General features: G+C 63.1%; 26 protein-coding genes and 1 tRNA gene. 14 read left to right on the top strand and 13 right to left on the bottom strand.

The window, feature by feature from the left end; translation table 11 throughout:
* The first annotated feature begins 36 nt into the window (after positions 1-36).
* A complete protein-coding gene (locus AC5E6W_RS13745; RefSeq protein WP_491752884.1) occupies positions 37-1194 on the top strand; it encodes an alpha/beta hydrolase in 1158 nt (385 codons plus the stop codon).
* Positions 1195-1207: 13 nt separating this feature from the next.
* On the opposite strand, the gene AC5E6W_RS13740 is transcribed toward AC5E6W_RS13745, so the two are convergent.
* The gene (locus tag AC5E6W_RS13740; protein WP_491752883.1) at positions 1208-1765 is read right to left on the bottom strand and encodes an RDD family protein; all 558 of its coding nucleotides are present in this window, start codon (positions 1763-1765) and stop codon (positions 1208-1210) included.
* A 479-nt stretch (positions 1766-2244) separates the two neighbouring features.
* Between AC5E6W_RS13740 and AC5E6W_RS13735 the strand changes: the two genes are divergently transcribed.
* The 6 genes from AC5E6W_RS13735 (at position 2245) to AC5E6W_RS13710 (ending at position 7089) form a co-directional block, all read left to right on the top strand.
* Positions 2245-3714, top strand: a complete 1470-nt coding sequence (locus AC5E6W_RS13735) for a DEAD/DEAH box helicase (RefSeq protein WP_491752882.1) — start codon at positions 2245-2247, stop codon at positions 3712-3714.
* A 125-nt stretch (positions 3715-3839) separates the two neighbouring features.
* Entirely contained in the window at positions 3840-4229 is a 390-nt protein-coding gene (locus AC5E6W_RS13730) for a RidA family protein (protein WP_491752881.1), read from the top strand.
* A gap of 52 nt (positions 4230-4281) precedes the next feature.
* Positions 4282-4893: a cupin gene (locus AC5E6W_RS13725; RefSeq protein ID WP_491752880.1), complete on the top strand. Its 612-nt coding sequence runs from the start codon at positions 4282-4284 to the stop codon at positions 4891-4893.
* 82 nt (positions 4894-4975) lie between these two features.
* On the top strand, positions 4976-5404 hold the full coding sequence (gene msrB / locus AC5E6W_RS13720; RefSeq protein ID WP_491752879.1) for a peptide-methionine (R)-S-oxide reductase MsrB: 429 nt from the start codon (positions 4976-4978) through the stop codon (positions 5402-5404).
* Positions 5405-5406: 2 nt separating this feature from the next.
* A complete protein-coding gene (locus AC5E6W_RS13715) occupies positions 5407-5667 on the top strand; it encodes a hypothetical protein (protein ID WP_491752878.1) in 261 nt (86 codons plus the stop codon).
* A gap of 231 nt (positions 5668-5898) precedes the next feature.
* A complete protein-coding gene (locus AC5E6W_RS13710; protein ID WP_491752877.1) occupies positions 5899-7089 on the top strand; it encodes a carbohydrate porin in 1191 nt (396 codons plus the stop codon).
* Between the two features lie 289 nt (positions 7090-7378).
* On the opposite strand, the gene rpmB is transcribed toward AC5E6W_RS13710, so the two are convergent.
* The 7 genes from rpmB to AC5E6W_RS13675 form a co-directional block, all read right to left on the bottom strand.
* Entirely contained in the window at positions 7379-7570 is a 192-nt protein-coding gene (gene rpmB, locus AC5E6W_RS13705; protein WP_491752876.1) for a 50S ribosomal protein L28, read from the bottom strand.
* Between the two features lie 151 nt (positions 7571-7721).
* Positions 7722-7798 (bottom strand) — tRNA-Val (locus AC5E6W_RS13700).
* 266 nt (positions 7799-8064) lie between these two features.
* Entirely contained in the window at positions 8065-8271 is a 207-nt protein-coding gene (locus AC5E6W_RS13695; protein WP_491752875.1) for a Flp family type IVb pilin, read from the bottom strand.
* Positions 8272-8493: 222 nt separating this feature from the next.
* A complete protein-coding gene (locus tag AC5E6W_RS13690; protein WP_491752874.1) occupies positions 8494-9063 on the bottom strand; it encodes a hypothetical protein in 570 nt (189 codons plus the stop codon).
* Positions 9064-9307: 244 nt separating this feature from the next.
* The gene (locus tag AC5E6W_RS13685; RefSeq protein ID WP_491752873.1) at positions 9308-9796 is read right to left on the bottom strand and encodes a DUF4188 domain-containing protein; all 489 of its coding nucleotides are present in this window, start codon (positions 9794-9796) and stop codon (positions 9308-9310) included.
* A gap of 42 nt (positions 9797-9838) precedes the next feature.
* Positions 9839-10447: a CDP-alcohol phosphatidyltransferase family protein gene (locus AC5E6W_RS13680; RefSeq protein WP_491752872.1), complete on the bottom strand. Its 609-nt coding sequence runs from the start codon at positions 10445-10447 to the stop codon at positions 9839-9841.
* A gap of 162 nt (positions 10448-10609) precedes the next feature.
* Positions 10610-11116, bottom strand: a complete 507-nt coding sequence (locus AC5E6W_RS13675) for a GNAT family N-acetyltransferase (RefSeq protein ID WP_491752871.1) — start codon at positions 11114-11116, stop codon at positions 10610-10612.
* A gap of 154 nt (positions 11117-11270) precedes the next feature.
* On the opposite strand from AC5E6W_RS13675, the gene AC5E6W_RS13670 reads away from it, so the two are divergent.
* The 5 genes from AC5E6W_RS13670 (at position 11271) to AC5E6W_RS13650 (ending at position 15001) form a co-directional block, all read left to right on the top strand.
* Complete coding sequence (locus AC5E6W_RS13670; RefSeq protein WP_491752870.1) at positions 11271-11741, top strand: RrF2 family transcriptional regulator; 471 nt, start codon at positions 11271-11273, stop codon at positions 11739-11741.
* Between the two features lie 73 nt (positions 11742-11814).
* Positions 11815-13086 carry an IscS subfamily cysteine desulfurase gene (locus AC5E6W_RS13665; RefSeq protein WP_491752869.1) on the top strand — a complete coding sequence of 424 codons (1272 nt, stop codon included), beginning with the start codon at positions 11815-11817 and terminating at the stop codon, positions 13084-13086.
* A 30-nt stretch (positions 13087-13116) separates the two neighbouring features.
* Positions 13117-13353, top strand: a complete 237-nt coding sequence (locus tag AC5E6W_RS13660; protein WP_491752868.1) for a hypothetical protein — start codon at positions 13117-13119, stop codon at positions 13351-13353.
* 98 nt (positions 13354-13451) lie between these two features.
* On the top strand, positions 13452-14477 hold the full coding sequence (locus tag AC5E6W_RS13655; protein ID WP_491752867.1) for an LOG family protein: 1026 nt from the start codon (positions 13452-13454) through the stop codon (positions 14475-14477).
* 23 nt (positions 14478-14500) lie between these two features.
* Positions 14501-15001 carry a methylated-DNA--[protein]-cysteine S-methyltransferase gene (locus AC5E6W_RS13650; protein ID WP_491752866.1) on the top strand — a complete coding sequence of 167 codons (501 nt, stop codon included), beginning with the start codon at positions 14501-14503 and terminating at the stop codon, positions 14999-15001.
* Here the strand turns inward: AC5E6W_RS13650 and AC5E6W_RS13645 are convergent.
* A complete protein-coding gene (locus AC5E6W_RS13645) occupies positions 14998-16842 on the bottom strand; it encodes an alpha-amylase family glycosyl hydrolase (RefSeq protein ID WP_491752865.1) in 1845 nt (614 codons plus the stop codon). The two genes, AC5E6W_RS13650 and AC5E6W_RS13645, sit on opposite strands and share 4 nt — an antisense overlap.
* Positions 16843-17385, bottom strand: a complete 543-nt coding sequence (locus AC5E6W_RS13640) for a DinB family protein (protein WP_491752864.1) — start codon at positions 17383-17385, stop codon at positions 16843-16845.
* A 358-nt stretch (positions 17386-17743) separates the two neighbouring features.
* Here AC5E6W_RS13640 and AC5E6W_RS13635 point away from each other — a divergent pair, with 358 nt between their 5' ends.
* Positions 17744-18502, top strand: coding sequence for a hypothetical protein (locus tag AC5E6W_RS13635; RefSeq protein ID WP_491752863.1), 759 nt, complete (start codon positions 17744-17746; stop codon positions 18500-18502).
* Positions 18503-18506: 4 nt separating this feature from the next.
* Here the strand turns inward: AC5E6W_RS13635 and AC5E6W_RS13630 are convergent, their stop codons facing one another.
* From AC5E6W_RS13630 to AC5E6W_RS13620, 3 genes are all read right to left on the bottom strand, one after another.
* A complete protein-coding gene (locus AC5E6W_RS13630; RefSeq protein ID WP_491752862.1) occupies positions 18507-20081 on the bottom strand; it encodes a TolC family protein in 1575 nt (524 codons plus the stop codon).
* A gap of 257 nt (positions 20082-20338) precedes the next feature.
* Positions 20339-21193 carry a hypothetical protein gene (locus AC5E6W_RS13625; protein ID WP_491752861.1) on the bottom strand — a complete coding sequence of 285 codons (855 nt, stop codon included), beginning with the start codon at positions 21191-21193 and terminating at the stop codon, positions 20339-20341.
* A 72-nt stretch (positions 21194-21265) separates the two neighbouring features.
* Positions 21266-21976: a ribonuclease HI family protein gene (locus tag AC5E6W_RS13620; protein ID WP_491752860.1), complete on the bottom strand. Its 711-nt coding sequence runs from the start codon at positions 21974-21976 to the stop codon at positions 21266-21268.
* Between the two features lie 258 nt (positions 21977-22234).
* Here AC5E6W_RS13620 and rpsU point away from each other — a divergent pair, with 258 nt between their 5' ends.
* The gene (gene rpsU, locus AC5E6W_RS13615) at positions 22235-22432 is read left to right on the top strand and encodes a 30S ribosomal protein S21 (RefSeq protein ID WP_014267628.1); all 198 of its coding nucleotides are present in this window, start codon (positions 22235-22237) and stop codon (positions 22430-22432) included.
* Positions 22433-22458 lie beyond the last annotated feature (26 nt).

The raw sequence follows: 22458 nt of genomic DNA, 5'->3' as shown, positions 1-22458 counted from the left end.
GGCCCGCATGTACATTGTCTTGCGAGGACCCAACGCATGGTTCGCGTACGCTCCAGGCTCATTGTTCTTGCTCTCTCGATGTCATCGGCCGGGATGCTGCTCGCGCAGGCTCCGGCATCCGCGCCGCAGGCGACCACACCGCGGCCTGGCACCGCAGATCATCCGCCGCGGCCACCGTTCCCCATCCGCGAGCCACATGGACCTGGGTTCGTCGCTGCAACGGAATTGCCCGATGGCACGCTGCCTTCGACGAAGGTTGATGGCGACTTCATCATCGGGCCGACGCATTCGCCTGCAGCCGAGATGCAGATAAGCGCTGCGGTACCGCACGGTACCATCACAACGTTCACGATGACTTCCGCGGAGAGCCGCATCTATCCCGGCATCGCTCGCGAGCCGTACACGTTTGCCAAGCCGGATCCTAGCGAGCCCAGCCGCGCGCTTGCGCCCACCAGCCATCCCGCGCCGTGGACGCGCACGGTGACGGTCTACGTGCCGGCGCAGTACAGGTCCGGAACCGAAGCGCCGATCCTTGTCGGCGCGGATGGCCCGGACAAGATGCTCTTCACCGTGCTCGATAACCTCATTGCGGAGCACAAGGTCCCGGCGCTCATTGCGATCAGCATCCAGAACGGCGGCGGCGACGCGCAGGGCTCGGAGCGTGGCCTCGAGTACGACACCATGTCCGGCAAGTATGCCGAGTGGGTGGAGCACGAGGTGCTTCCGCTGGTCGAGACGCACTGCCTGGTCAAGCTCACGCATAACCCCGATGGCCGCGCGGCGATGGGCACAAGCTCCGGCGCGGCGGCCTCGCTCATCATGGCGTGGTATCACCCGGAGCTCTATCACCGCGTGCTGAGTTACTCGGGAACGTTTGTGAACCAGCAGTGGCCGTGGAACCCCGCGCTGCCGCATGGAGCCTGGGAGTTCCACGAAAAGCTGATTCCGTCATCGCCGGCCAAGCCCATCCGTATCTGGATGGAGGTCGGCGATCGCGACCTGCTGAACCCTAACGCAATGCGTGATGGTTTCCACGACTGGGTGGATGCCAATGAGCGCATGGCCGCGGTTCTCAAGGCGAAGGGCTATCACTACCAGTTCGTCTTCGCGCGCAACGCGGCGCATGGCGATCGCGCGACGAAGGAGCAAACGCTGGCCGAGGCGCTGGAGTATGTGTGGATGGGGTATCGGTAAAACGTGCAACTCCCTACGCCTTCACGATCTCGCTGTCTTCATTCACCAGCCGCTTCGCTGCGGGGCTCTCGTCCACCACGATGGTCTCCGCGATGCGGTCATGCACGGTCTGGCGGTTGCGGTTGATGAAGTACTGCAGGAAGCCGAAGCCGCCTTCGAGCAGCGACGCGCCGTAGCCCAGGGCCCGCTCGATGGACTGCCACCAGCCGACCTCGTGATGCGTCAGCGAGAGCACACGGATCTTCATCAGCTTCTTGCCGATCGTCTGTCCGTTGCCGAGCTTGAGCGCGACGGCGAAGTACAGCGTGGCCTCGATTAGTTCCTCAATCTTGTGTGCGAACGTGACGCAGAGGGACCAGAAGGTGGTCAGGGCCTCGGCCTCCTCCTTGTTGTGGTGCTTGTGGATGCCGAGCAGGCTCTTGGCGACGGCGATGATGAGGAAGTCGATGGCGATGGCCCAGAACCGCTGCTTGAAGCTGGCGAGCTGCAGTCCGCTCAGGGCGTCGAAGCGAGCGGTTTCGTGGGCGTGGAAGTGCCTCGTCTCCCGAAGTCGCTTGGTCAGTTCTGGCATGGGATTAGCTTAGCGTGGCTCTCGCAGGATGTCCTACCCGATCACAGCAGGGAAAGCGACGCTGTGACGTCGGCGAAAGTGAGAGGCAGCATTTGTCGTATCACCCCCGGCAAGCGGCATGACCCAATGGAGGGATAGAGGCCGACAGAGTTTCGGCTACATCGTGGTATACTTGGGTAGCGTCGATGTAGACGCTGGACGTCGCGGGCAGATGACTCCGGAATGGATTCGAGTCTGGCCAGAGACCGCGACTGTCGCCTCCCCGTTCCTGCCTTCGGGCATACGGGTTTTGCTCTGGCTAGATGGCCGTTCAAACGGAACTGGCCTCGCCGTGCAGCAGCAGTTGCTTATCGAATGACCTGGGACACTGACCCACAGGCAATGCTGGAACCCGGAATCCATGGCTCCGCCAGGCGCAACGCTCTGGCAAAAGCTTCCGGCTGCCCTCCATCTTCCCCTTACTCTTTCAAAGGAAATCCTTGTCCACTCTTACACTTGAAGCAATTTTGAACCCCGCACCTGTCGAGCCCACCCGCACCATCGTCGCCACAGAAAACCCTGGGCTCCAGTTCACCGATTTCAAGATCTCCGACTCTCTGAAGGCGCGTCTCTCCGCGGCTGGCTATTCCAAGCCCACCCCGGTCCAGGCTGGAGCGATTCCTCCCGCCCTCGAAGGCGAAGACATCCTCGCCACGGCGTCCACCGGCACCGGCAAGACCCTCAGCTTCCTCATCCCCATGATCGAGCGGCTCGAGGACATCTCGGACCCCTCCACCCGCGCCAACAAGACCCCCATCCTGGCCCTCATCCTGCTCCCCACGCGCGAGCTTGCGATGCAGGTGCTGGAGCAGTACCACAAGCTCTGCCCAAACCTGAAGAACGATGCCGTGCTGGTCTGCGGCGGCCTCAGCGAAAACACGCAGCTGGAGCAGGTGGCTCGCGGACCGCGCGTCATCGTGGCGACCCCTGGCCGTCTCGAAGACTACCTCCGTCGCAAGGCCATCAAGCTGGCTGACGTCGACATGCTCGTCCTGGACGAAGTGGACCGCATGCTCGATATGGGCTTCCTGCCGGCTATCCGTCGCATCGTTCAGGCTCTGCCCAAGGACCGCCAGACGATGTGCTACTCGGCGACCCTGGACGAGAACATCAAGCAGATCGTCAAGGACTACGTGCACAAGCCGGTGCGCATCGAGATCGGCCAGACCTCGAAGCCTTCCGACCGCGTCGAGCTCCGCGTGTACACGGTCATGCAGGACCAGAAGCTCTCGCAGCTGGACAAGATGCTGAACGAGGAAGAGGGCATGTACCTCGTCTTCTCGCGCACCAAGCACGGCGCGGACCGCATTGGCCGCAAGCTGGAGAAGCTCGGCCACCAGGTCGCGATCATCCACGGCGACCGTTCGCAGTCGCAGCGCAGCGCGGCGCTCAAGTCGTTCTCGGGCGGCAAGAGCCGCGTGCTCGTCGCCACGGACGTTGCTGCCCGCGGCATCGACATCCAGAACATCGCGCACGTCGTGAACTACGACCTGCCCAATGGCTCGGATGACTTCGTGCACCGCATCGGCCGCACCGGCCGCGCCGGCGCCAAGGGTGTCGCGACGACCTTCGTCACGCCGCTCGAAAAGAAGGATACGCAGAAGCTGGAGCGCGAGCTGAAGATCAAGTTCCAGTGGATCGAAGCCGACAAGAATCTCGCCAAGGAAGAGCGCAACAGCCCGATCGACCTCGGCACGGCTGCGGGCAAGGCTGGTCTGGATGATCTGCTGAAGCTCGAGTCGCGCTCCTGGCGCAGCGGGGACGCCCCCGTCAGCGCACACGGCGAGCACCATGCTCGCGGAGAAAACCCCACCCATGGCCGCGCCCACGCAGGCCGTCCGGGCGGACGTGCTCACGGCAGCTCGAGCCGCACCGGCAACGGCGGTGGACGCCGCCGTCGCGGCCGCTAAATCCAGCTGCAACAGACAAGCGAAAGGCGCTCCCCGCGGGAGCGCCTTTTCGTCTTTTCACGAGCTGCCGCTGAGGATTCTCGATCTATAGCAGCATCTCGCCGTCCTCTGGCTAGAATGTCTCCATGAGCAAGAGTGTTGTTTCCACCACCGGCGCGCCGGCTGCCATTGGCCCCTACTCGCAGGCCGTTCGCGTGGGTGAGTTCGTCTTTACCTCCGGCCAGGTGGCGCTGGACCCCGCCACCGGAGCGATCGTCGAAGGCGGCATCGAGGCGCAGACCCAGCGCGTGATCGCGAACCTGGAGGCCGTGTTGGCCGCCGCCGGGTCGAACTTCTCGCGCGTCCTCAAGACCACCGTCTTTCTCAAGGACATGGGCGACTTTGCGGCGATGAACGCCATCTATGCCAAGGCCTTCTCCCCCGAGGGCGTCGTCCCGCCGGCCCGCTCCACCGTGGAGGTGGCGCGCCTGCCCAAGGACGCTCTCGTCGAGATCGAGTGCATCGCGCAGCAGTAGGCATACAGCAATAGGCTGAACCGGAAGCCGCGTCTCGCGCATCCGAGCAACTATGGACCGCATCTCGCGTCGCCGTTTCGGGGCTCTGGCCGCCATGAGCGGAGCTGCGCCTGCGCTGCAGGCAGTTGCACGGGAGGTTACAAGGATGTCGCCGACGTCGCCAATCTCGCCGGAGCACTTCGTCCTGCAGGCCAATGGGTGGATGCCCAACAACGCGCGCTTGCCGGTGCTGCTGTACCGCGGCGTGCTGGAGACTCGTGGCGATACCGCCGCGGCCTGCGAGGCGATGCTGACTCGCAATGGCTGGCCGCCGCAGTGGCGCAATGGCGTCTACACCTTCCACCACTACCACTCGACCGCGCATGAGGTGCTGGGCTTTGCCCGCGGCAGTGCGCGGCTCGTCCTGGGTGGCGAGGCCGGGCACGAGGTGACGGTCAACGCGGGAGATGTGGCCGTGCTACCCACGGGCACCGGCCATTGCGAGCTGGAGTGCACGTCCGACTTCCTGGTCATCGGAGCGTATCCTCCGGGGCAGCAGTGGGATATCTGCAAGTCCGCTCCGGACGCCGCGGCGCTGGAGCGCATGGCGAAGTTACCGTTTCCGGGCTCCGACCCCGTGACGGGAGAGCGCGGCCCGCTGACGAGGCTGTGGGCCAAAGCCTAACCGCCGTACGGATGTTCGAAGCAGTGCAATCCGCATCTCGCACCTCGCCTCTCGCGTCTTATAGATACAAAGGAGATTGATTATGTCTGAGACTTCCGGCAACACCGTGCAGACGCCCGCCCCGGTACAGAAGACCGAGGTCGAATGGCGCGCCGAGCTTACGCCTGAGCAGTACCACATCCTCCGCGAGAAGGGCACTGAACGCGCCTTCACCGGCCACCTCACCAACAACCACGACGACGGCATCTACCACTGCGCCGCCTGCAATGCTCCGCTGTTCAAGTCGGATACCAAGTTCGACTCCGGCTCCGGCTGGCCGAGCTTCTGGGATCCCGTCTCTCCCACCGCGGTGCAGCTGCACGAGGATGTCAGCCACGGCATGCGCCGCGTCGAGGTGACTTGCGCGACCTGCGGCTCGCACCTGGGCCACGTCTTCCCGGATGGCCCGCGCGAGACCACCGGCCAGCGCTACTGCATCAACTCCGCCTCGCTGGGCTTCGAGAAGAAGTAACGATGCTGCTGCCGCCCGAGTTCGAGGATCTACAGCTGTTCGCCGATCGGTTTGCGATCAGCGACGATGTGGACCGCACTCGGGCGTCGGACGCGGCTTCCCTCGAAGAGAAGCGAGCGTTTGTTGCAGCCCTGACACCTCGATTCGAGTCGATCAACAACTACCTGGATCATCACGACGACGAGCAGGCGCACTTCCTTGGCCGATTAGCCGAAGCTGCATGCGAAGTGCAGATCGAGTTGGCCCGGACGCCGATTTCGTAACACTCTTCCACCTCGAAAGGACGGTCTATTCCAAGTGCTGGAGCGGTAGACTCGCACTTCGCGCTCCAACAAGGATGGACTCTCCTGGAAACCAGCACGATCCACTCGACGCAAAACCTTCGATCAGGGAAACCGTTCCTAGCAGCGCGCGCCTTCGCCGCCTTCGCAACCTTCGCGGCGAAGGTCGTTCTGTTTGCGGCCTGTGCAGGAGCGCAGCAGGCCGGGAAAGCCGTGGACGCTCCCGAGCCTGCGGAGCATCGCGTGCTCTCCGGCCAGGCGCTGGATTGGGACGCTGCAGTACTGAGCAAGGTTCCGGCAGATCCACTCTTCCAGCACGATCCGCTGTCTCCCGTGCTCTCCCCGCTGGACGCGCAGCTGAAGCGGCTGCATGACGCCGAGCGGCTGAGCCTCAGCGCCACGTACACGCTGCTGAACCAGTACGCGACGGCCGTGCCCGCAGGCGTACGGCACGACTGGGGAACGGGCCGCTTCGATCTCAATGGCGGTTGGAAGGCCTGGGACCATGGTGGCTCGGCAGGCTCGTTCAGTCTCCTGGTACGCTCCGGCACCAACCTCGGCGTCAGCGAGCAGTTCAACCTCAGCGACCAGATCGGCTCGGCGCTGTACCTCAACTGCCTGCCCGGTGGAGGGCCGCAGCAGCCCATCTCGCTCAACGTCCTCTACTACCGCCAGGATTTCTGGCAGAAGAAGATGGCGTTCTACATCGGCAAGATCCATCCCAACGAGTTCGTCAGCCTGAGCCTGTACAACAACGACGAGCGCACCCAGTTCCTCAACGGAGAGAACGATGGCAACCTCACCATCAGCTCGGATGGAACGTATGCCGGCGGCGCAGCGCTGGAGTACCAGGCGACCGAACACTTCTTCGTCCACGCCGTCACCGTCGATACCGAAGGCTCGCAGCAGACCGGGATCAAAACGCTCGTTGACCGCAAGTACATGAACGCCGTGGAAGTGGAGTGGAAGGAGGGCGCGCCGACGCAACAGAACCACGTCCTCCGCGCGTCGCTCTGGCGCGACGACACGGCATCGCGCGGCAGCGGACACGGCGTGGGCTTCGCTTCGGACTGGGAGTTTGCCAATGGCTGGGTCGCCTTCGGCCGCATGGGCCTGGCGACCGACAAGGGGACGTCGATCCGACGCGTGATCTCGGTCGGAGCGGCGAACATCCGGCCCTTCGGCCGTCGTGGAGACATGTTCGGCGCGGCCTTGGATCTCACCGAGCCGAGCTACGGTTCGGGCGGCCTGCACCACGAGGCGCTCTTCGAGACCTTCTATCGCGCCCGGCTCACGAAGAGCTTCGAGCTTGGACCGGACCTCGAGGTGGACGTCCATCCCACCCACGCAAAGAACGCCTATACGACGGCGCTGCTCGGAGCCCGCGCGCGCATCATCTTCTGAGTGAGGTCTTCACGAACGATCCAACAGGAAAGAGCAACACGAAAAGACGGCCGTTGGGCCGTCTTTTCGTTTGCCTGATCGTGCTCGATGTGGCCTGTTGCCGGCGGGGGGAGCCGCCGAGGTACCGATCGGATCACACAGCTCCGGGTGAACCCGGAGCGAGCCCAAAGATGCTTAGGGCATTTCCCCTGTTGATTGGGTATCCCGAGTAAGGCTTGCAGCAGCGTTTTCATTGGGGAAAACGCCCATGAGTCTCTACTCTCTGAACCGCACCCACAGGGAAAATACTTTACGCCGCCTTGGTGACCTTGCCGCCCTTAATGCAGCTGGTGCAGACCTTCACGCGCTTGCCCTGGCCCGCGACTACAGCCTTGACCGACTGAAGATTTGGGTTCCAGCGACGCTTGGTGACGTTGTGCGCGTGCGAGATGTTGTTACCGAACTGCGGGCCTTTGCCGCAAATTTCACAAACCTTTGCCATGACCAGATTCTCCGATTCCAAACTTTTTCGAGGCATGATCTGGAGTTCCTCCGACCACGCGGTACACATTGTTTCCAGCTGGAACGCGGTCAACCCGCGGACGTGTTCCTTCCAGTCTGAAATCCCGAACTCACAAATCTGGAGAGGGAAATGGTAGGCACGTCCGGATTCGAACCGGAGACCTCTACCGTGTCAAGGTAGCGCTCTAACCAACTGAGCTACGCGCCTGCAATGCGTACACCTCAGTGTAGCGTGGAACTGCATTTTGGGGCAACCCGCTCCTGCCCTTTTACCCCCGAACCAGCTCGAAACTCTACCCACAACAAAAAGGCGAGCCGCGCAGCTCACTGGGCACCGATCCCAGCGAACGCGTGCCCGCCCTCAGGAGAAATAGGGAAATCCCGCTCTGGTCCCCCGCCTGCATTTTGCAGGTCTTTTACTGCAGAGCGCCCTGTCGTACAACATCGTGAGCTGCGCCCTCTTCGCCGTTGCAGTTACACCGCGCTGGTGAGCTGAGATCCGATCGAGCTGAATGCGTTTTTGATCTTGGTGGTAACAGCGGTCAACGAGAGAATGGCCGAAATGCCGATCAGACCGGCAACCAGAGCGTACTCGATCAGGTCCTGCCCGTTGTCGTCCCGGCAAAACGAGATCATCTGATCCAATCCAAGAGTCATACGGTGTGCAAGGGAAAGATGCATCGGGGCCCTCCGCTGGCGCGAGTCGCGCCTTGGGAAATATCGTTCGTAAGACGAGAATATGTCGCGGTACCGGACGGGCAAATGGCCCGATCGTGGGACCCCGATGCCGCCAGCGGCACAACGAATAAGACCACCGGGGGATAGCCCGGTGGTCTTTGGATGTCTGGATGCTATGTCGCGTCAGAAGGTCAGAAGGCTGCTGAGGTTCCGCGCGATGGGGTCTTAGCAGAAGGGAAGCTGGCGACGGCACACCGTCTTGTGGTGGATGAACACCACCAGGCGTCCGGGCTGCGCGGCCAGCAGACGCAGCTTGCTCGCCGGCAGAGCGTGGCACTCGTTCGGTGCTACCAGGCCGTCGCTCTCGATCGAGCTCACGCGATACACCGTAGCCGCGTCGTCGAAGCTGCCGCATTGCTGGATCTGCGTGGCCGTCGAATTGACGATCAGCGCTGTGGCCTGGATGGGGACTTCGACACGCATCTCTCCGCGAGCGGTGGCGCTGGCATCGGGAATCACATGGAAGGTGTTGCACTGGTCGAGCCCTTCGCGGCATTGCACCTCGACGTTCGCCGCACTCACAGGACGCGCCGTGTTGGAGTCCAGTACCTGCAGGGTGATTACGCGCAGCGTCACGGGCGTCGCCGCGGAAAGCAGCGCCGGCTGCAGCGCAAGCAGTGTCACAGCGGCGATGCGGAGAGAGTTCGAGCTGCTGCGTGAGATTCGCTGCGAAATCGATGCGAGAGACGATCTCGTACGTTCGTAGAGAGTCTTGAAAACCTTGAAAGAAGTCATTGGCTTGTACCTCCTCCGGAGAAGTAACGTTTCTCACGGGAAGACAGATGGGCGCGAAGCCCGCAAATTCCGCGGCAAAAACAGGGCACGTCTTCGTTCAACGAGACTTCTGTTGCATCCATCGGCACAACGTTCTGTGACGGGTGCGAGCGCGAAATACTGACATGTATAGAGATGAAGGCGTATGCCGGAAGGCTTCTTAAAGTTGCCTGCGCCAGGGTTTCTTTGCCAGGTTCCGGGGAACTTACGCCTCGGGCTCGCTGCGCCCCAACCGGGTCGCGGCGGAGTTCATCCGGCCTACAGCAGGAGACAGCACACCGGCGCCGCCGAGCCCGAAGGTCGGCATGTTGGCATAGACGCTCTCGTACTGCCCGGCCTTCACGAGATAGGTCTCGTGAAAGATGCCGACCGAACCGTTGCCGCCAACCGCACGATTGAAGGCTGCCCACGCCGGCAAGTGCTGCGCATCGCGCGCATGCGCATAGGCATGAAGCTGCTCGAAGCTTCGCCAGTACTGCACGACCATCACGGTGCGTCCGCCCAGGAAGGAATGGGCGCCAAGCAAGCCAAGCTCGGGATGAAGGGCAAGCTCACGCAGCATGCGCGGCATGGCCTGGGCAACCGGAAACCACTTACGCACGAGCATCAGCTGATTGATGCGCATCCCAATGAGGAAGACGACGAAGTCACCATCGATCTCCGCTGCAAACCGTCCGCGATGAATGGTTGCCATGGCATGTCTCCTGGGTGGTCACACGTGGCCGGAGCGAGCGCGCTACGGCGCTGAAGCTGCCACTTCGTTGCCTTGCGTCTGCACCTTGCGCAGCGTGATCCACGCATACTGTGCCGCCGAGAGCGGCGCAAGGATCGCGATCAGCCGCAGCAGCAGCCACACGGTGCGATCCAGTCCGGGGATGTGGACCACCTGCCCGGTCATGATGGCCAGCACCGTCACGATCTGTACCGCGGTGTTCCACTTGCCCAGCCAGCTGGGCGGGAACTCGCGCAGGATGTTGGTGACGTACAGCAGCGTGCAAATCAGCAGGATGCCGAGGTCGCGGCTGAAGACCAGTACGGTAACGTAGCGCGGAATCAGCCCCACATGCGTTAGCACCATGAACAACGTGCTCAGCAGCAGCTTGTCGGCGATGGGATCGAGGTACTGCCCGAGCCTTGTAGCCTGGCCCAGTTTGCGGGCGGCGAAGCCGTCAAACGCGTCGCTCGTGCCCGCGATCCAAAGCAGAAGGAACGCCATCTTCCAGTGGTTATCGAGGACCTCGATGACCAGAAATGGAAGTGCGAAGAGTCGGACCATCGTGAGAAGGTTGGGCGTTGCACGAACTTGTCGGAAAACAGTCAAGAGCCGCTGAGAGCGGACTCGCACGCCGCCGGCTTCGCTGGCAGAGCTTCGCGCTGACGATGTCAGCCAGCGCGCATGGAGTCCGTCTTCAGAGGATAAGGCAGTTTGGTCCCGGCGCGCGGGAGAAAGCACGCAGGCCGTATTGATCGAGGCGGCAACTTTGCGGCAACCCACTGGTAGCTCACGTCAGCGCAGCTTCTTCTCGAAGACCTCGGAGGTCTTCACGCGCTCGTAGCCATCACGAAGGTAGAAATTGTGCGCCCGCTCGCGGGTGCTGCGCGAGGTCACGCGGACAGAGTTGACCCCCTGCGCGCGCGCCCAGTCCTCGGCTGCTTGACACAGTAGCCGGCCCGCGCCACGGCTGCGTGCGCTCTCGCCGACAACCAGACCGGCAATCAGTGCGCGATCGGCCTCCTGCAGATGCCGCTGCAGCTCGACCTGGACCCAGCCAATGACAGGAGATCCCTCCACCGTCGCATCGCAGGCGACCAGCACGGCCTGCGCCAGCACGACGCCTGGATGCTCCTCGGCCAGCGCGGAGAGTGCCTTGAGCTGCTCGATCCAGCCGCGTGTCTCGGCCTCGCTGCGGGGATAGCCAAGTTCGCCCGCGAGAACCGCAATGGCAGCGGCATCGCCGGACTGAACGGGCCGGATCAGGATCGTGTTCTGCGCAGGCGTCTCGGGCGAGGGCATGATCTTTCATCGTAGCGGCGAAGATAGCCCCCGCACAGGGTGCCAAGCGCAGAACTCCGACCACATTAGTCTTGCTTCGGCGGGTGGCTCCGCCGTACACTTAAGCAGGCGGACTGTCTCTCTGCGCGAACTGCGCTCGCTCGCCCCACTCCCTATGCTGCGGCTCACCAAAAAAGCGGATTACGGCCTGATGGCCCTGAAGTACCTCGCGGAGCAGAGCATCGCCTCTGGCTCCGGGGTGGTCGCTCAGTCCGCCAAAGACATCGCCGAGGCGTATCACATTCCCCCGCAGCTGCTGGCGAAGATCCTCCAGACGCTGGCCCGCGCTGGCATCCTGGTCTCGCACGCCGGGGCCAACGGCGGGTATTCGCTGGCACGGCCTTCCAGCGATATCAGCGCCTTCGAGGTCATCCGCGCCATCGATGGCCCGCTGTTCATCACCAGCTGCATCACGATTCACGGAGCTTGCGACCTCGCGGGCCATTGCACCATCAAAGAACCACTGCGGAAGGTCAACGACTCCATCACCGAGCTGCTCTCCGGCATTCACATCTCGGATCTGGTCGAGCCTTCGGAAGCTGTCGCCTCTGCGATTGGCAGCGGCCTCGTCACCATCGCGCTCTAAGCAGTTCCTCGCGGACGGGCACGCTCCGCATCTCGAATTTCCTATCTAGCATCTTGCATCTGGAGCAAACACTATGGCTGAAACACTCGGAATGAACATCACGCAGAGCAAGGAGCCCCTTCCGGCCGGCGTGACCCTGCCCATCTACATGGACAACCACGCGACCACGCCGCTGGATCCACGCGTGCTCGAGGCCATGATGCCGTATCTCACGGGCATCTTCGGCAACGCAGCCAGCCGCAACCACAGCTTTGGCTGGGAAGCAGAGCGCGCCGTCGACAAGGCCCGCGAGCAGGTCGCGAAGATCATCGGAGCCAGCGCCAAGGAGATCATCTTCACCTCCGGCGCCACCGAGTCCAACAACCTCGCCATCAAGGGTATCGCGGAGATGTATCGCGAGCGTGGCAACCACATCATCACCCAGGTCACCGAGCACAAGGCGGTGCTCGACACCTGCAAGAAGCTCGAGAAGCAGGGCTATCGCGTCACCTACCTGCCCGTGCAGGCCGACGGCCTCATCGACATCGAAGACCTGAAGCGCGCCATGGACGACCAGACGATCCTCGTCTCCATCATGTACGCGAATAACGAGATCGGCGTCATCCAGCCCATCCGCGAGATCGGCAAGCTGTGTCATGAGAAGGGCGTGCTCTTCCACACCGATGCCGTGCAGGCCGTGGGCAAGATCCCGGTCAACGTCATCGACGACAACATCGATGTGCTCTCGCTCTCTGGCCACAAGATCTACGGCCCCAAGGGTGTAGGCGCGCTGTATGTTCGCCGCCGCAACCCGCGCGTGCAGATCGCCGAGCAGATCAATGGCGGCGGGCACGAGCGCGGCATGCGTTCGGGCACGCTCAACGTCCCCGGCATCGTTGGCCTGGGCGCTGCGTGCGAGATCTGCCAGAGCGAGATGGCCACCGAGGCTGAGCGTGAGATCGGCCTGCGCGATTACCTCCGCGCCAAGCTTGAGGCCACGCTGGACTACACGCAGGTGAACGGCAACATGGACCATCACCTGCCCGGCAACCTGAACATCAGCTTCATCTACGTAGAAGGCGAAAGCCTGCTGATGGGCATCAACGACATCGCCGTGTCTTCGGGCTCGGCCTGCACCTCGGCCACGCTGGAGCCCAGCTACGTGCTCAAGTCCCTCGGCCTGGGCGATGATGTCGCACACAGCTCCATCCGCTTCGGCATCGGCCGCTTCAACACTAAGGAAGAAGTCGACTACGTCGCCGACAAGATCATCTCCGTCGTGCAGCACCTCCGCGAGCTCTCGCCACTGTACGAGATGGTCAAGGAAGGCATCGACCTTACGAAGATCGAGTGGGCTGCGCACTAAGATAAGGGAAAGACGAGGTATTATTGCGCCATGCACGATGTCGTCGTCGTTGGAATCCCGCTCATTGCCATTCTTGCTGGCATCCTCTTCAGCCGCAGCGACAACTCGAGCCTTCGTGCTGAGATCAAGGACCTGCGGACTGAGATGCTGTCGAGATTCAATAAAGTGGAAGACCATCTCGGTCGCATCGACGCTGACCTGCGCCAGTTCTATCATCTGACTGGTAAGCTCGAAGCCCGCATGGATGCGATCGAGAAGCGTCCTTAAGGCCGCTGTGCTGAGTGCATCTCCACCGTTATGACTACACCCTGCCCCAGCGGCAGGGTGTAGTCTTTTTCACCCGAGAGCGAGACAATAAACAGCCTATGGCGAACGTACCTGGCACCGAAGAAACACCCAGCGCGCAGACGACACCGCAGGCCGCCGACGAGAACGATGCGACCCAGCTGACGCCGCTCGATAACGCTCGGCTGGCGTACGAGAACAAGGACTTCCTCGACTCGCCTGATGGCCGCATGCTGCGCATCATGGCCGAGTACTCCGAGCCGCTCGCGCGCTTCCGTCGCGAGCGCATCCAGGACACGGTCGTCTTCTTCGGCTCGGCGCGCTTCCGCGCGATGGATGATGCCAGCCGCCAGCTGGAACTGCTGGCGAACAGCTACTCCGCGCAGGCTGCGCCCGAAGCCGAGCAGCCTTCGCGCGATGTCGACAACGAGCCCAGCGAGATGAAGCGTAAGCTCGCCGAAGCGGCCGTGGAGATGGCTCGCTATTACGAGGACGCGCGCAAGCTCTCGCACCTTCTCACCGAGTGGGCGATGAAGCTGCCCGGCCGTCGCAGCCGCTTCGTGGTGTGTTCCGGAGGCGGGCCGGGCATCATGGAAGCCGCCAACCGCGGAGCCTACGAGGCGGGCGGCAAGACCATCGGCCTCAACATCAAGCTGCCCTTCGAGCAGCTGCCGAATCCGTACATCACGCCTGCGCTCAACTTCAACTTCCACTACTTCTTCATGCGCAAGTACTGGTTCGCGTACATGGCGAAGGCGCTGGTGGTCTTTCCCGGCGGCTTCGGCACGCTGGACGAGATGTTCGAGATCCTCACCCTCGACCAGACGCACAAGCTCGCAAAAAAGATCACCATCGTCATCTATGGCTCGAGCTACTGGAAGAATGTCATCGACATGAAGCTGCTCGCGGATAAAGGAGCGATCGGCATCAAGGACCTCGACCTCTTCAACTGGGCCGACACGCCGGAGGATGCCTTCCGCATCCTCAAGGACGGCCTCACGCGCAATCACCTGACCGAGACCCAGCCCGGTGACGCACAGGTTCCGGACGAATCGGATGCGAAGCTGCAATCGCTCCTCGGCCCGGACATCGCGAAGACGCTGTAACTCAGGAAGAGGCATTCGCGAAGATGAGCGTTGTCCAACATCTGCTGCAGGAGTCACCCGTCGGTACGCTGCTGCTGGTGAAGACCGATGGCGCGCTCAGCGGTCTCTATCTTCCGGAACATCGGCATCCACCGAAGGAGCCCATCGGTCCGCGCGTGCACGCGGGATTTGACGACGTAACGCAGCAGCTCGAGGAATACTTCGTACGCCAACGCAGGGAGTTTGACCTGCCGCTTGCTCCACAGGGAACACCATTTCAGCAGCGTGTGTGGAAGATGCTGCAGAGCATCCCGTACGGCGCGACCTGGAGCTATCTGCAGCTCGCGCATGCGCTGAACATGCCCACGGGAACACGAGCGGTAGGTGCAGCCAATGGCCGCAATCCCATCTCCATCATCGTCCCGTGCCATCGCGTCATCGGAGCCGATGGAAGCCTCACCGGCTATGGCGGCGGCATCGAGCGCAAGCAATTCCTGCTGGACCATGAAGGCGTCATGCTTCAGGCACCGCGGCTCGCGTTCTAGCGATACAGCTCGCCTACATACACCGCATGCGGCGGCAGCGACACATGACTCACGCTCTCGAACAGCGATGCGGGCGACGATGCCAGCCTGCGCATCGCGAGGAAGCGCAGCCGCAACGACTTGAGATCGTCCGTAAGCGAGAGCGTCAGCGGTGTATTGCCGAGGTTGCACACCACGACGATGGGCTGCGCTCCCGGCATGCCCGCCGAGGGCAGCCGCACCCACACCAACGCGTTCTGCGCATCGTGATCGAAGACCTTCAACGAACCCGACCGCAGCACCGGATAGCCATGATGCAGCACGATGAGCCGCTGATAGAGGTTCAGCAGCGAGTGCTCGTCGCGTTCCTCAAGCGCCACGCTGCGGGTGGCATCGATGGTTGCGGCAATGAAGGGATCGCGCGCATTGTTCGTCGCCACGGGAGCCGCAGCGGGCTTGCCATCGTCGCTGAAGCTCTTCGTGCTGAAGCCGCGCAGCGTGTTGGGATCGAAAGCCGCGGGCCCGGTGGGCTTGCGCACCGGCGGCACATACGGAACAAACGAACCATAAGCATTGGGGTTATACGCGGGCTTCGGAGGCGGCGGAGGCGCGGGATGTGCCGCGGCTTCCTCTGCTTCTTCTGAAGCGCGATTGTCCTCAGGCTTCCATGTGGCAGGCGTGATGTTGGTCGGCGTCCACTGCATGCGCGCGACGGCGTCCGTGCTCTCGATGCCGAGCTCCTGCCCGTAGAGCAACGCAGCCGCGCCAGCTTGCGAGGTCAGCAGCATCGCCGCAATGGTCGCGTTGAGCCCCAGCGTGCGGTCCTTGCTTTCATTGGCCTGTGCCGGCGCAAAGACCGTGGCCGAACGTGTGTTGTCGTCAGAGAAGAGCAGCGGCGCCGGTGGAGGCGTGATGGCCTGTGCGCTCAACAACGATTGGCGCAGGGAGGACGCGAGCGCAGCTGGAGAGTTGTCCTTGCGCGCGACGGAGTCGATGTCCACCGAGAGCAGGTCCGCTCCTGCGCCGCGCTGTCCGCGAAGCTGTGCTGCCACCGGCGTCGTTACCGAAGCGATGATCACGCGCTCACCCGGATAACTCTTCGCCGCGTTGTGCAACGCGGTCAGCGTGTCGCTGATGAGTGCGGGGTTGGCGCTTTCGATATTGGCTTCCAGCTCGATGCCTGCAGCTCCGCGCGAAAGCCACGCCCGTCCTGCCGCAACAGGATTGATCGCAGGATCATTGCGCACGCCGACGATGACACGCACTCGGCTATCGCTCGCGGCGGACAGCAGCGCGTCGAAGCCCGCGCTGTCGTTCGCATCGAAGGGCGGCAGCAGCACGATGGCATCGACGCCCAGCGAACGGATGTAGCGCATGCGCTCGGCGATGCCCTTGAGATCGCCCTCACCGCTCCCCGTGGAGTCCTGAAAGCCCGCCGGCTGGATGCGATAAAAGACCGCGCTGCGCCACCACGATTCGGAGCTCATGCCGGAGCCCGCCCAGTTGCGATGCGCCAGCGTCTGCGCGCGCATCGCGGGAGTATGGGCAACTCCCATTGCCAACGCGAGCGCCATCGCGACCAGGGACCGCGTCAGCTTCATGCACTTAGAAAGCAGCGGCGATTCACGCCGGGAGGAGGTCGGCATACAGGAAGCCATCGCGTTCGACATTGTCGCCACGATGTACTTGGATGCTACGCGAGAGCTGTGCATAGCCATGCGGCCGAAGTGCCGGTCCACCGTGGTGAGCAGGCCAGCGACTTCGTAGCGCACTGCGAGGTCCTCATGCGAGCGCAGCAAGTGCAGAGCCCACGCGCCGTCCTTACCGCCGGACCAGCTGAGGAGAATCTTCCTGCGCGACACTTACTTCCTCGGCGCAGCAGACGGCGGCAGTAACCCGTTCACGCGCATGTAGCCCGCCATCTGCGAGTAATGGTCTTCAAGGTCGGCGACGATCTCAATGACAGCGCGTGCACGCGGAGCTTTGCCGCCGCGCCATGCGATCTGGTCACCCAGCTTCGCATCGGTCGCTCCCGCCATCGCGGCGTCGCAAAACTCGAACGAAGCCTTGAGTGCCGCGAAGAGCTCCGCCTTGGTCGCGGTCTCAGGAACCTTCGTTGCAGCGGGCGCGGGCTTGTCGGAGATCGAGCCGCAGATGTTGCCGTTGGATCCGGCCAGGTGGCGGACGATCGCACCGAAGGTCAGCTGCTCGGGCGTTGGCTTGAAGCCATATTTGTCTTCGGGCATCGCCTCGGCTGCAGCCACCAGAAACTTCGCCTGCCGGTAGTAGATCTGGTCGGCGCTCCACATCACAGGGTTGGCCGCTTGATCGGGCATCGCAGGTGTCTGGGCAAACGCGGGCGCTGCCGTAACAGCGGCGAGCAGCAGGGCGGGATATAGCTTCATCGTGACCTCCGGTTATGGGGACAAGGTGCAGGCGGACGTAGTGCTCGGACTTTGATTGTCCGTTCTGGGTCTCGACCGTGTCCAGTCGCACAGTATCCAGCGGGCACGAACGTCGCTGAGGCTTATCTTCAGTAACGTCTCCGTTGCCACACCGCGGGCACCTCAGGCAACCGAAGCCGCATCGTACCGGCCAAGTACAACGCTCCTTCTCAGTAAAACCTACATACTCAGCAAGCGCACAACGTCTTCATCCACTTCACCGGAGGCCCCTGTGGGACGTGCCAGCGTAGTTGTCTCTTCTTCGCTTCTCTTGCTGGCTGTCGGGCTGACAGGAGCTGTGTGCCGGGCCGAAATCCCCGTGGCGGCCGGGCCAGATGCAATCGACGCTGCGCTCCCTGCAGGCGGTGAGGGCGCCGGCTACGCCGCAGGTGGCATGGGGCAAGCGCAGGCCTCAATTCCCGGCTCCGCTCCCTTCTCCACGGTCGCCATCGCGGCCAAGGCCGGCATCGGCGGCATCGGCTTCGATATCGCCACGCCATTGGGCCGCCACTTCAACCTGCGCGCCGGCGGAACATTCTTCGGCTATACCGCGCACTTTACGGAGGATGGCATCCCGGTGGCGGCTGACATCCTGCTGCGCTCCGGCACCGTCAGCCTGGACTACTTCCCCCGCGGCGGAGGCTTTCACATCAGCCCCAACCTCACCGGGTACAACGGCAACCACGTCAACGGCACAGCGTCTGTGCCGGGAAACCAGACCATCACGCTGAACGACCAGGACTACACCAGCGATCCCTCCAACCCGCTGCATGGCAACTTCGGTCTGGTCTTCGGCAAGAGGGTCGCGCCCGGCCTCACCATCGGCTGGGGAAACATGATCCCGCGCAGCGGCAGGCATTGGGCGGTGCCGTTTGAGATTGGCTTCGAGTATGTGGGCGATCCGACGGTGCAGCTCAGCCTGAACGGTGGGGCCTGCCAGCAGGGAGTCTGCCAGCCTGTGAGCACCGACCCCTCGTTTCTAGCCAATGAGGAGCTGGAGCGCCAGAAGTTGACCAACGACGTCAACCCGCTGCGCTTCTTCCCGGTGGTCTCGATTGGAATGAGCTACCGCTTCTAGCGGCCTAGTTGGTGCCGAGGTAGTTGCGGTACCGCGTCTCGACCACGCCGCTGTTGCGCGCCAGCATCAGTTTCGCCACGTTGTACTGGTACATCGCCTGCACCAGCTGCGAGTTCGCCCCAGCCAGCGCGGCCTCGGCGTCGACCACCGGAAGGTTGTCGTCCACGCCCGCCTTGAATCGGTCGCGCTCGTCGCTCAGCTCCTGCTCGGCCAGCGTCACATTGGACCGCGCTACGGAGACCAGCTCCTTGGAGGCTGTGACATCCAGCATGGAGCTGCGGATCTGGCCGTCGATGGCGACGCGCAGGTCCTGCTCGCGCTGGCGCAGGCCGATGAGCTGCGAGTCGATGCTCTGCTCCTGGCCGCGCTGCGTGGCCTCATGAAAGATGGGGAACTCCAGCGTGCCCTGCGCCACGAAGTCGCCGTGGTAGCTGCCGGTCGTCTGCCCGATCACGCCATAGAAGCCGCTGAAAGCGAGCGTCGGCAGGCGTTGGTACTTGACCGCGCGCAGCTCGCGGGTAGCGAGAACCAGCTGCTCTTCGAGGCCCAGGTAATCCTTGCGATGACGGAAGGCGGTGTCCTTGGCGCGGTCGAGGTCCATGTTGTCCAGGTCGCTGTACGGCACGACGTCCGTAAGCTGGAGCTCCTGCCCGGCTGGCAAGCCCATGATGCGGTTCAGCTGAATGAGATCCTTGAGCAGCGTGCCCTCTGCCGCGGCTACCTGCTGCTGGCGCTGCTGGTATTCCACCTGCCCACGCAGCGCGTCGAGCCGGATGCCTACGCCCGCCTGCAGCTTCTGCGAGGCCTGGTCGAAGGTGGTCTTCGCATCCACCTCTTCGGCCTGCGTGTTGGTCAGGTTGGCCTGGTCGGCAAGCACGCGCAGGTACTGCGTGGCGACGGCCTGCACCACATCTCCCTCGGTGTTCAGGGTCTGCAGATCCATCACGCGAATTTCGTTCTTCGAGGCTCTCCACAGCTCCAGGTCGGTGAGGTTGAAGAGCGTCTGGCTCGCGCTGAACTGCGCCTGCGTCACGTTGACGTGCACGATGGTAGGGAAGTCGGCGGGGTTGAGGCCGAAGTTCGCGATCTCGGAGGGCTTGAAGCCCATCGCCGCAAGATTGATCTGCTGCGCGGAGCTTGAGCCCGCGACATGAAGATTCGGAATCAACGCCTGGCGGAGATTGCCCACATAGCCGCGCACAGCCTTCTGGTTGGCGCGATCGTACTTCAGGTGCACGTTGCGCTCGAGGCCCAGCGCGATGGCGTCGTCCAGCGAAAGCTTCAACGGACCGGAGGTAGGCAGCTCGATCGGAACGCCCGGACCAGGAGTGGTCGACAGGGTGAGCGTGAACTTTGAGCCGGGATCGCGGGCCAGCTTCTCATCCTGCAGTGAGAGCTGCGTGCTGGGAGCGTCGGGAAGGTTCTTGTCCGCGCGGGCTGCTGCTGCTTCGTCCTGCTGGACGATAGATCCAGACACGCCGGTCTGCGCCACGGAGGACGCGGCGGCGCATGCGGCGACGAGCACCGCACTCAGCGCAAAGGATCTCCGAAACGCAAGGGATGTCCAGCGGGTCTGCAAAGAACCATCAGCTCCAGTCAGGGGTCGGCACACGCGGCTTTGCCACTCGCATACCTTTACATCTTCTTAGAGTGTCGCGGACGCCGAGGCGATGCGCAAATTTAAGCTCAGCGCCTCTAGGTACTGCAGATGCGGCCATCGCCGGTCGTGTGCGATCTCCGCCCAGAAATCGTATCCCGCCAAAATATCGCTACCACGAAGCGCCAACCGCTCCAGTGGCTACCAGAGGCGTAGCCGGCGAACGGCGTGAGCCGCTGCTACATGGCATGCAGCGCGCGAGCGGCGTCGGCCAGGGTTGGTTCGGTGGCCTGCTTCCACTCGCTCTTCTCCTCGTCTTCCTGCTGCCCGATGGCGTGAAACAGCAGCGCGTGCCCGCCGATGTGCACATGCGTCTCGGTGATCTGCCAATGGCCATTGCCGACCAGCCTCCGCTCGATGTCGAACGTGCCACCCTCGTTCAGCTTGCCCAGCAGTCCCCAACCAATGTTCACATCGCTGGAGAGCGCGCCCTTCAGGGTGCGGATGCGGTTGCCGTTCTTCACAATGACCATGGCCCCTGCCATGTTGCCCATCACGCGGGCCTGCATGTCGGGCGGGTTGAAGTCGGGATTGGGGCGGAAGGTCAGCGTAATCGCGTCCCCGTCCTGGCTGGCGATGGTCCACACGAAGGCGTTGGGCAGCATCTTCAGCATGGCGCGGGCCTGCGCATCGTCGTGCTGGTCGTTGCGGCGAGCCTTGGCCTGCTCGGCGGGGCTGTTGACGAACTGCACGATGCGCTGGGTCTCGGCCTGCGTCTGCGCGTCGTTCAGGGGGTTGCCGCTCAGCTCGATCATCCGCCGCAGACTGCCCTGCGGCGTCTCGATGGTCTGGTAGATGGCGTCCTTGGACGGCGTCCGGTCATGGTCGCGATACGCCCAGGCCGTGTGATCGGTGGCGCTGGCGGCGAGCTCGGATTCCACCGCGGCCCGGACCGCTTGCACCGCGCTCGGGTCTGTTGCCTGCTTCGCAGCCTGTACATGCCCGGAACCGGTGGCCGACACGACCGTGAGAACCACCGCAACGCCAATCCCCAGGGCCAGAGGCTGGCCCGTCTTTCTTCTTTCGCCACTCATCCTGCCCCGTTTGGATGCGGGCTGCGGCGTACGGTTTGTGTGGCCTCGGTTTGGGCGCAGGGCGAGCAGGCGTTACTCCTCCGGGATCACCTTGACGAACATACCGTTGGGAAGCGTCGCGCCGCCCAGCAGGTGGACGACGCCATCGCGCACAAAGCCGCGCAACATCGTCGGTTTGCCGGGCTGAGGAGCCAGGTGAGTCTGCGTTGGAGCTGGGCGGACTGCGGAAGGAGCTGCTGTCCGGAGAGGCGCAGCTGCACGCGCGGGAGCAGCTGCAGGCGTTTCGGCCTCGGGACTACGGCCCATGCCACGATCCATCGCGCGGTTGGCCAGGCCGTCGGCCACTTTGTTCTTGTGGCGCAGGGCGTGCTGGATCTCGAACTTGTCCAGCCGGGCGATGCGGCGGTGCGCATCCTCCCACATCGGGCGCAAGTCCGGGGAGTTCACCTTGTACTTGCCCTGGATCTGCTTCACCATCAGCTCGGAGTCGGAGATGACACGTAACTTGCTCTGCCCATTGGCCTCTGCCCACTCCAGCGCGGCGATCAGGGCGGAGTATTCGGCGACGTTGTTGGTCTTGTGGCCGATGAACTCGCTCAGCTCGGCGAGCCGCTGGCCGCTCTCGTCCTCCACCACGACGCCGTAGCCCGCCGGGCCTGGATTGCCTCGCGCGCCACCGTCAGTGTTGGCGGTCACCCAGCCCGAAGAGGCGGCGGAAGAGCCGGAGGAGTTCAATGGGCTCGAGGAGCTGGAAGCGAAGAGCGAAGGGGTACGGCCGGGCATGATCCCGAGCATACTGCACAGGCCCAATCATGCGACATCAAGCAACTTTCCATGCCCGTCAAACGTTAACCCAGACTGGCAATCCGTTCCCCCGGTAAGTCCTTGATTTTGGGGGCTCAGAGTACGACGCAATCGGGAGGGATGCGACGGGTCGATCCCACGCAAAACTATGCCGCTCACGCCGTTTTTTCTTTGGATCGAGGTCGCGAGGCGGTATCCTATCTTGAGCCACTCAGGCGGGTTTGGAGGTGTATCTACGTGGCCGAAGTTCGAGTTCAGGAGGGCGAGCCCCTCGAGAACGCACTCCGTCGCTTCAAGCGCAAAGTGCAGACCGAAGACATCATCAAAGAGGTCAAGCGCCACTCCTTCTACCTGAAGCCGGGCGAGAAGAAGCGCGTCAAGGAAGCTCTTGCACGCAAGCGCAACCGCAAGAAGGTTCGTAAGGAACAGGACTAGTTGTTCGCCGGCCCGTGGAAGAGATT

It is taken from the genome of Bryocella sp. (genome assembly GCF_058498515.1).
The sequence above is the reverse complement of the archived record's forward strand: the minus strand, read 5'-3'. Positions and strand labels throughout refer to the sequence as shown.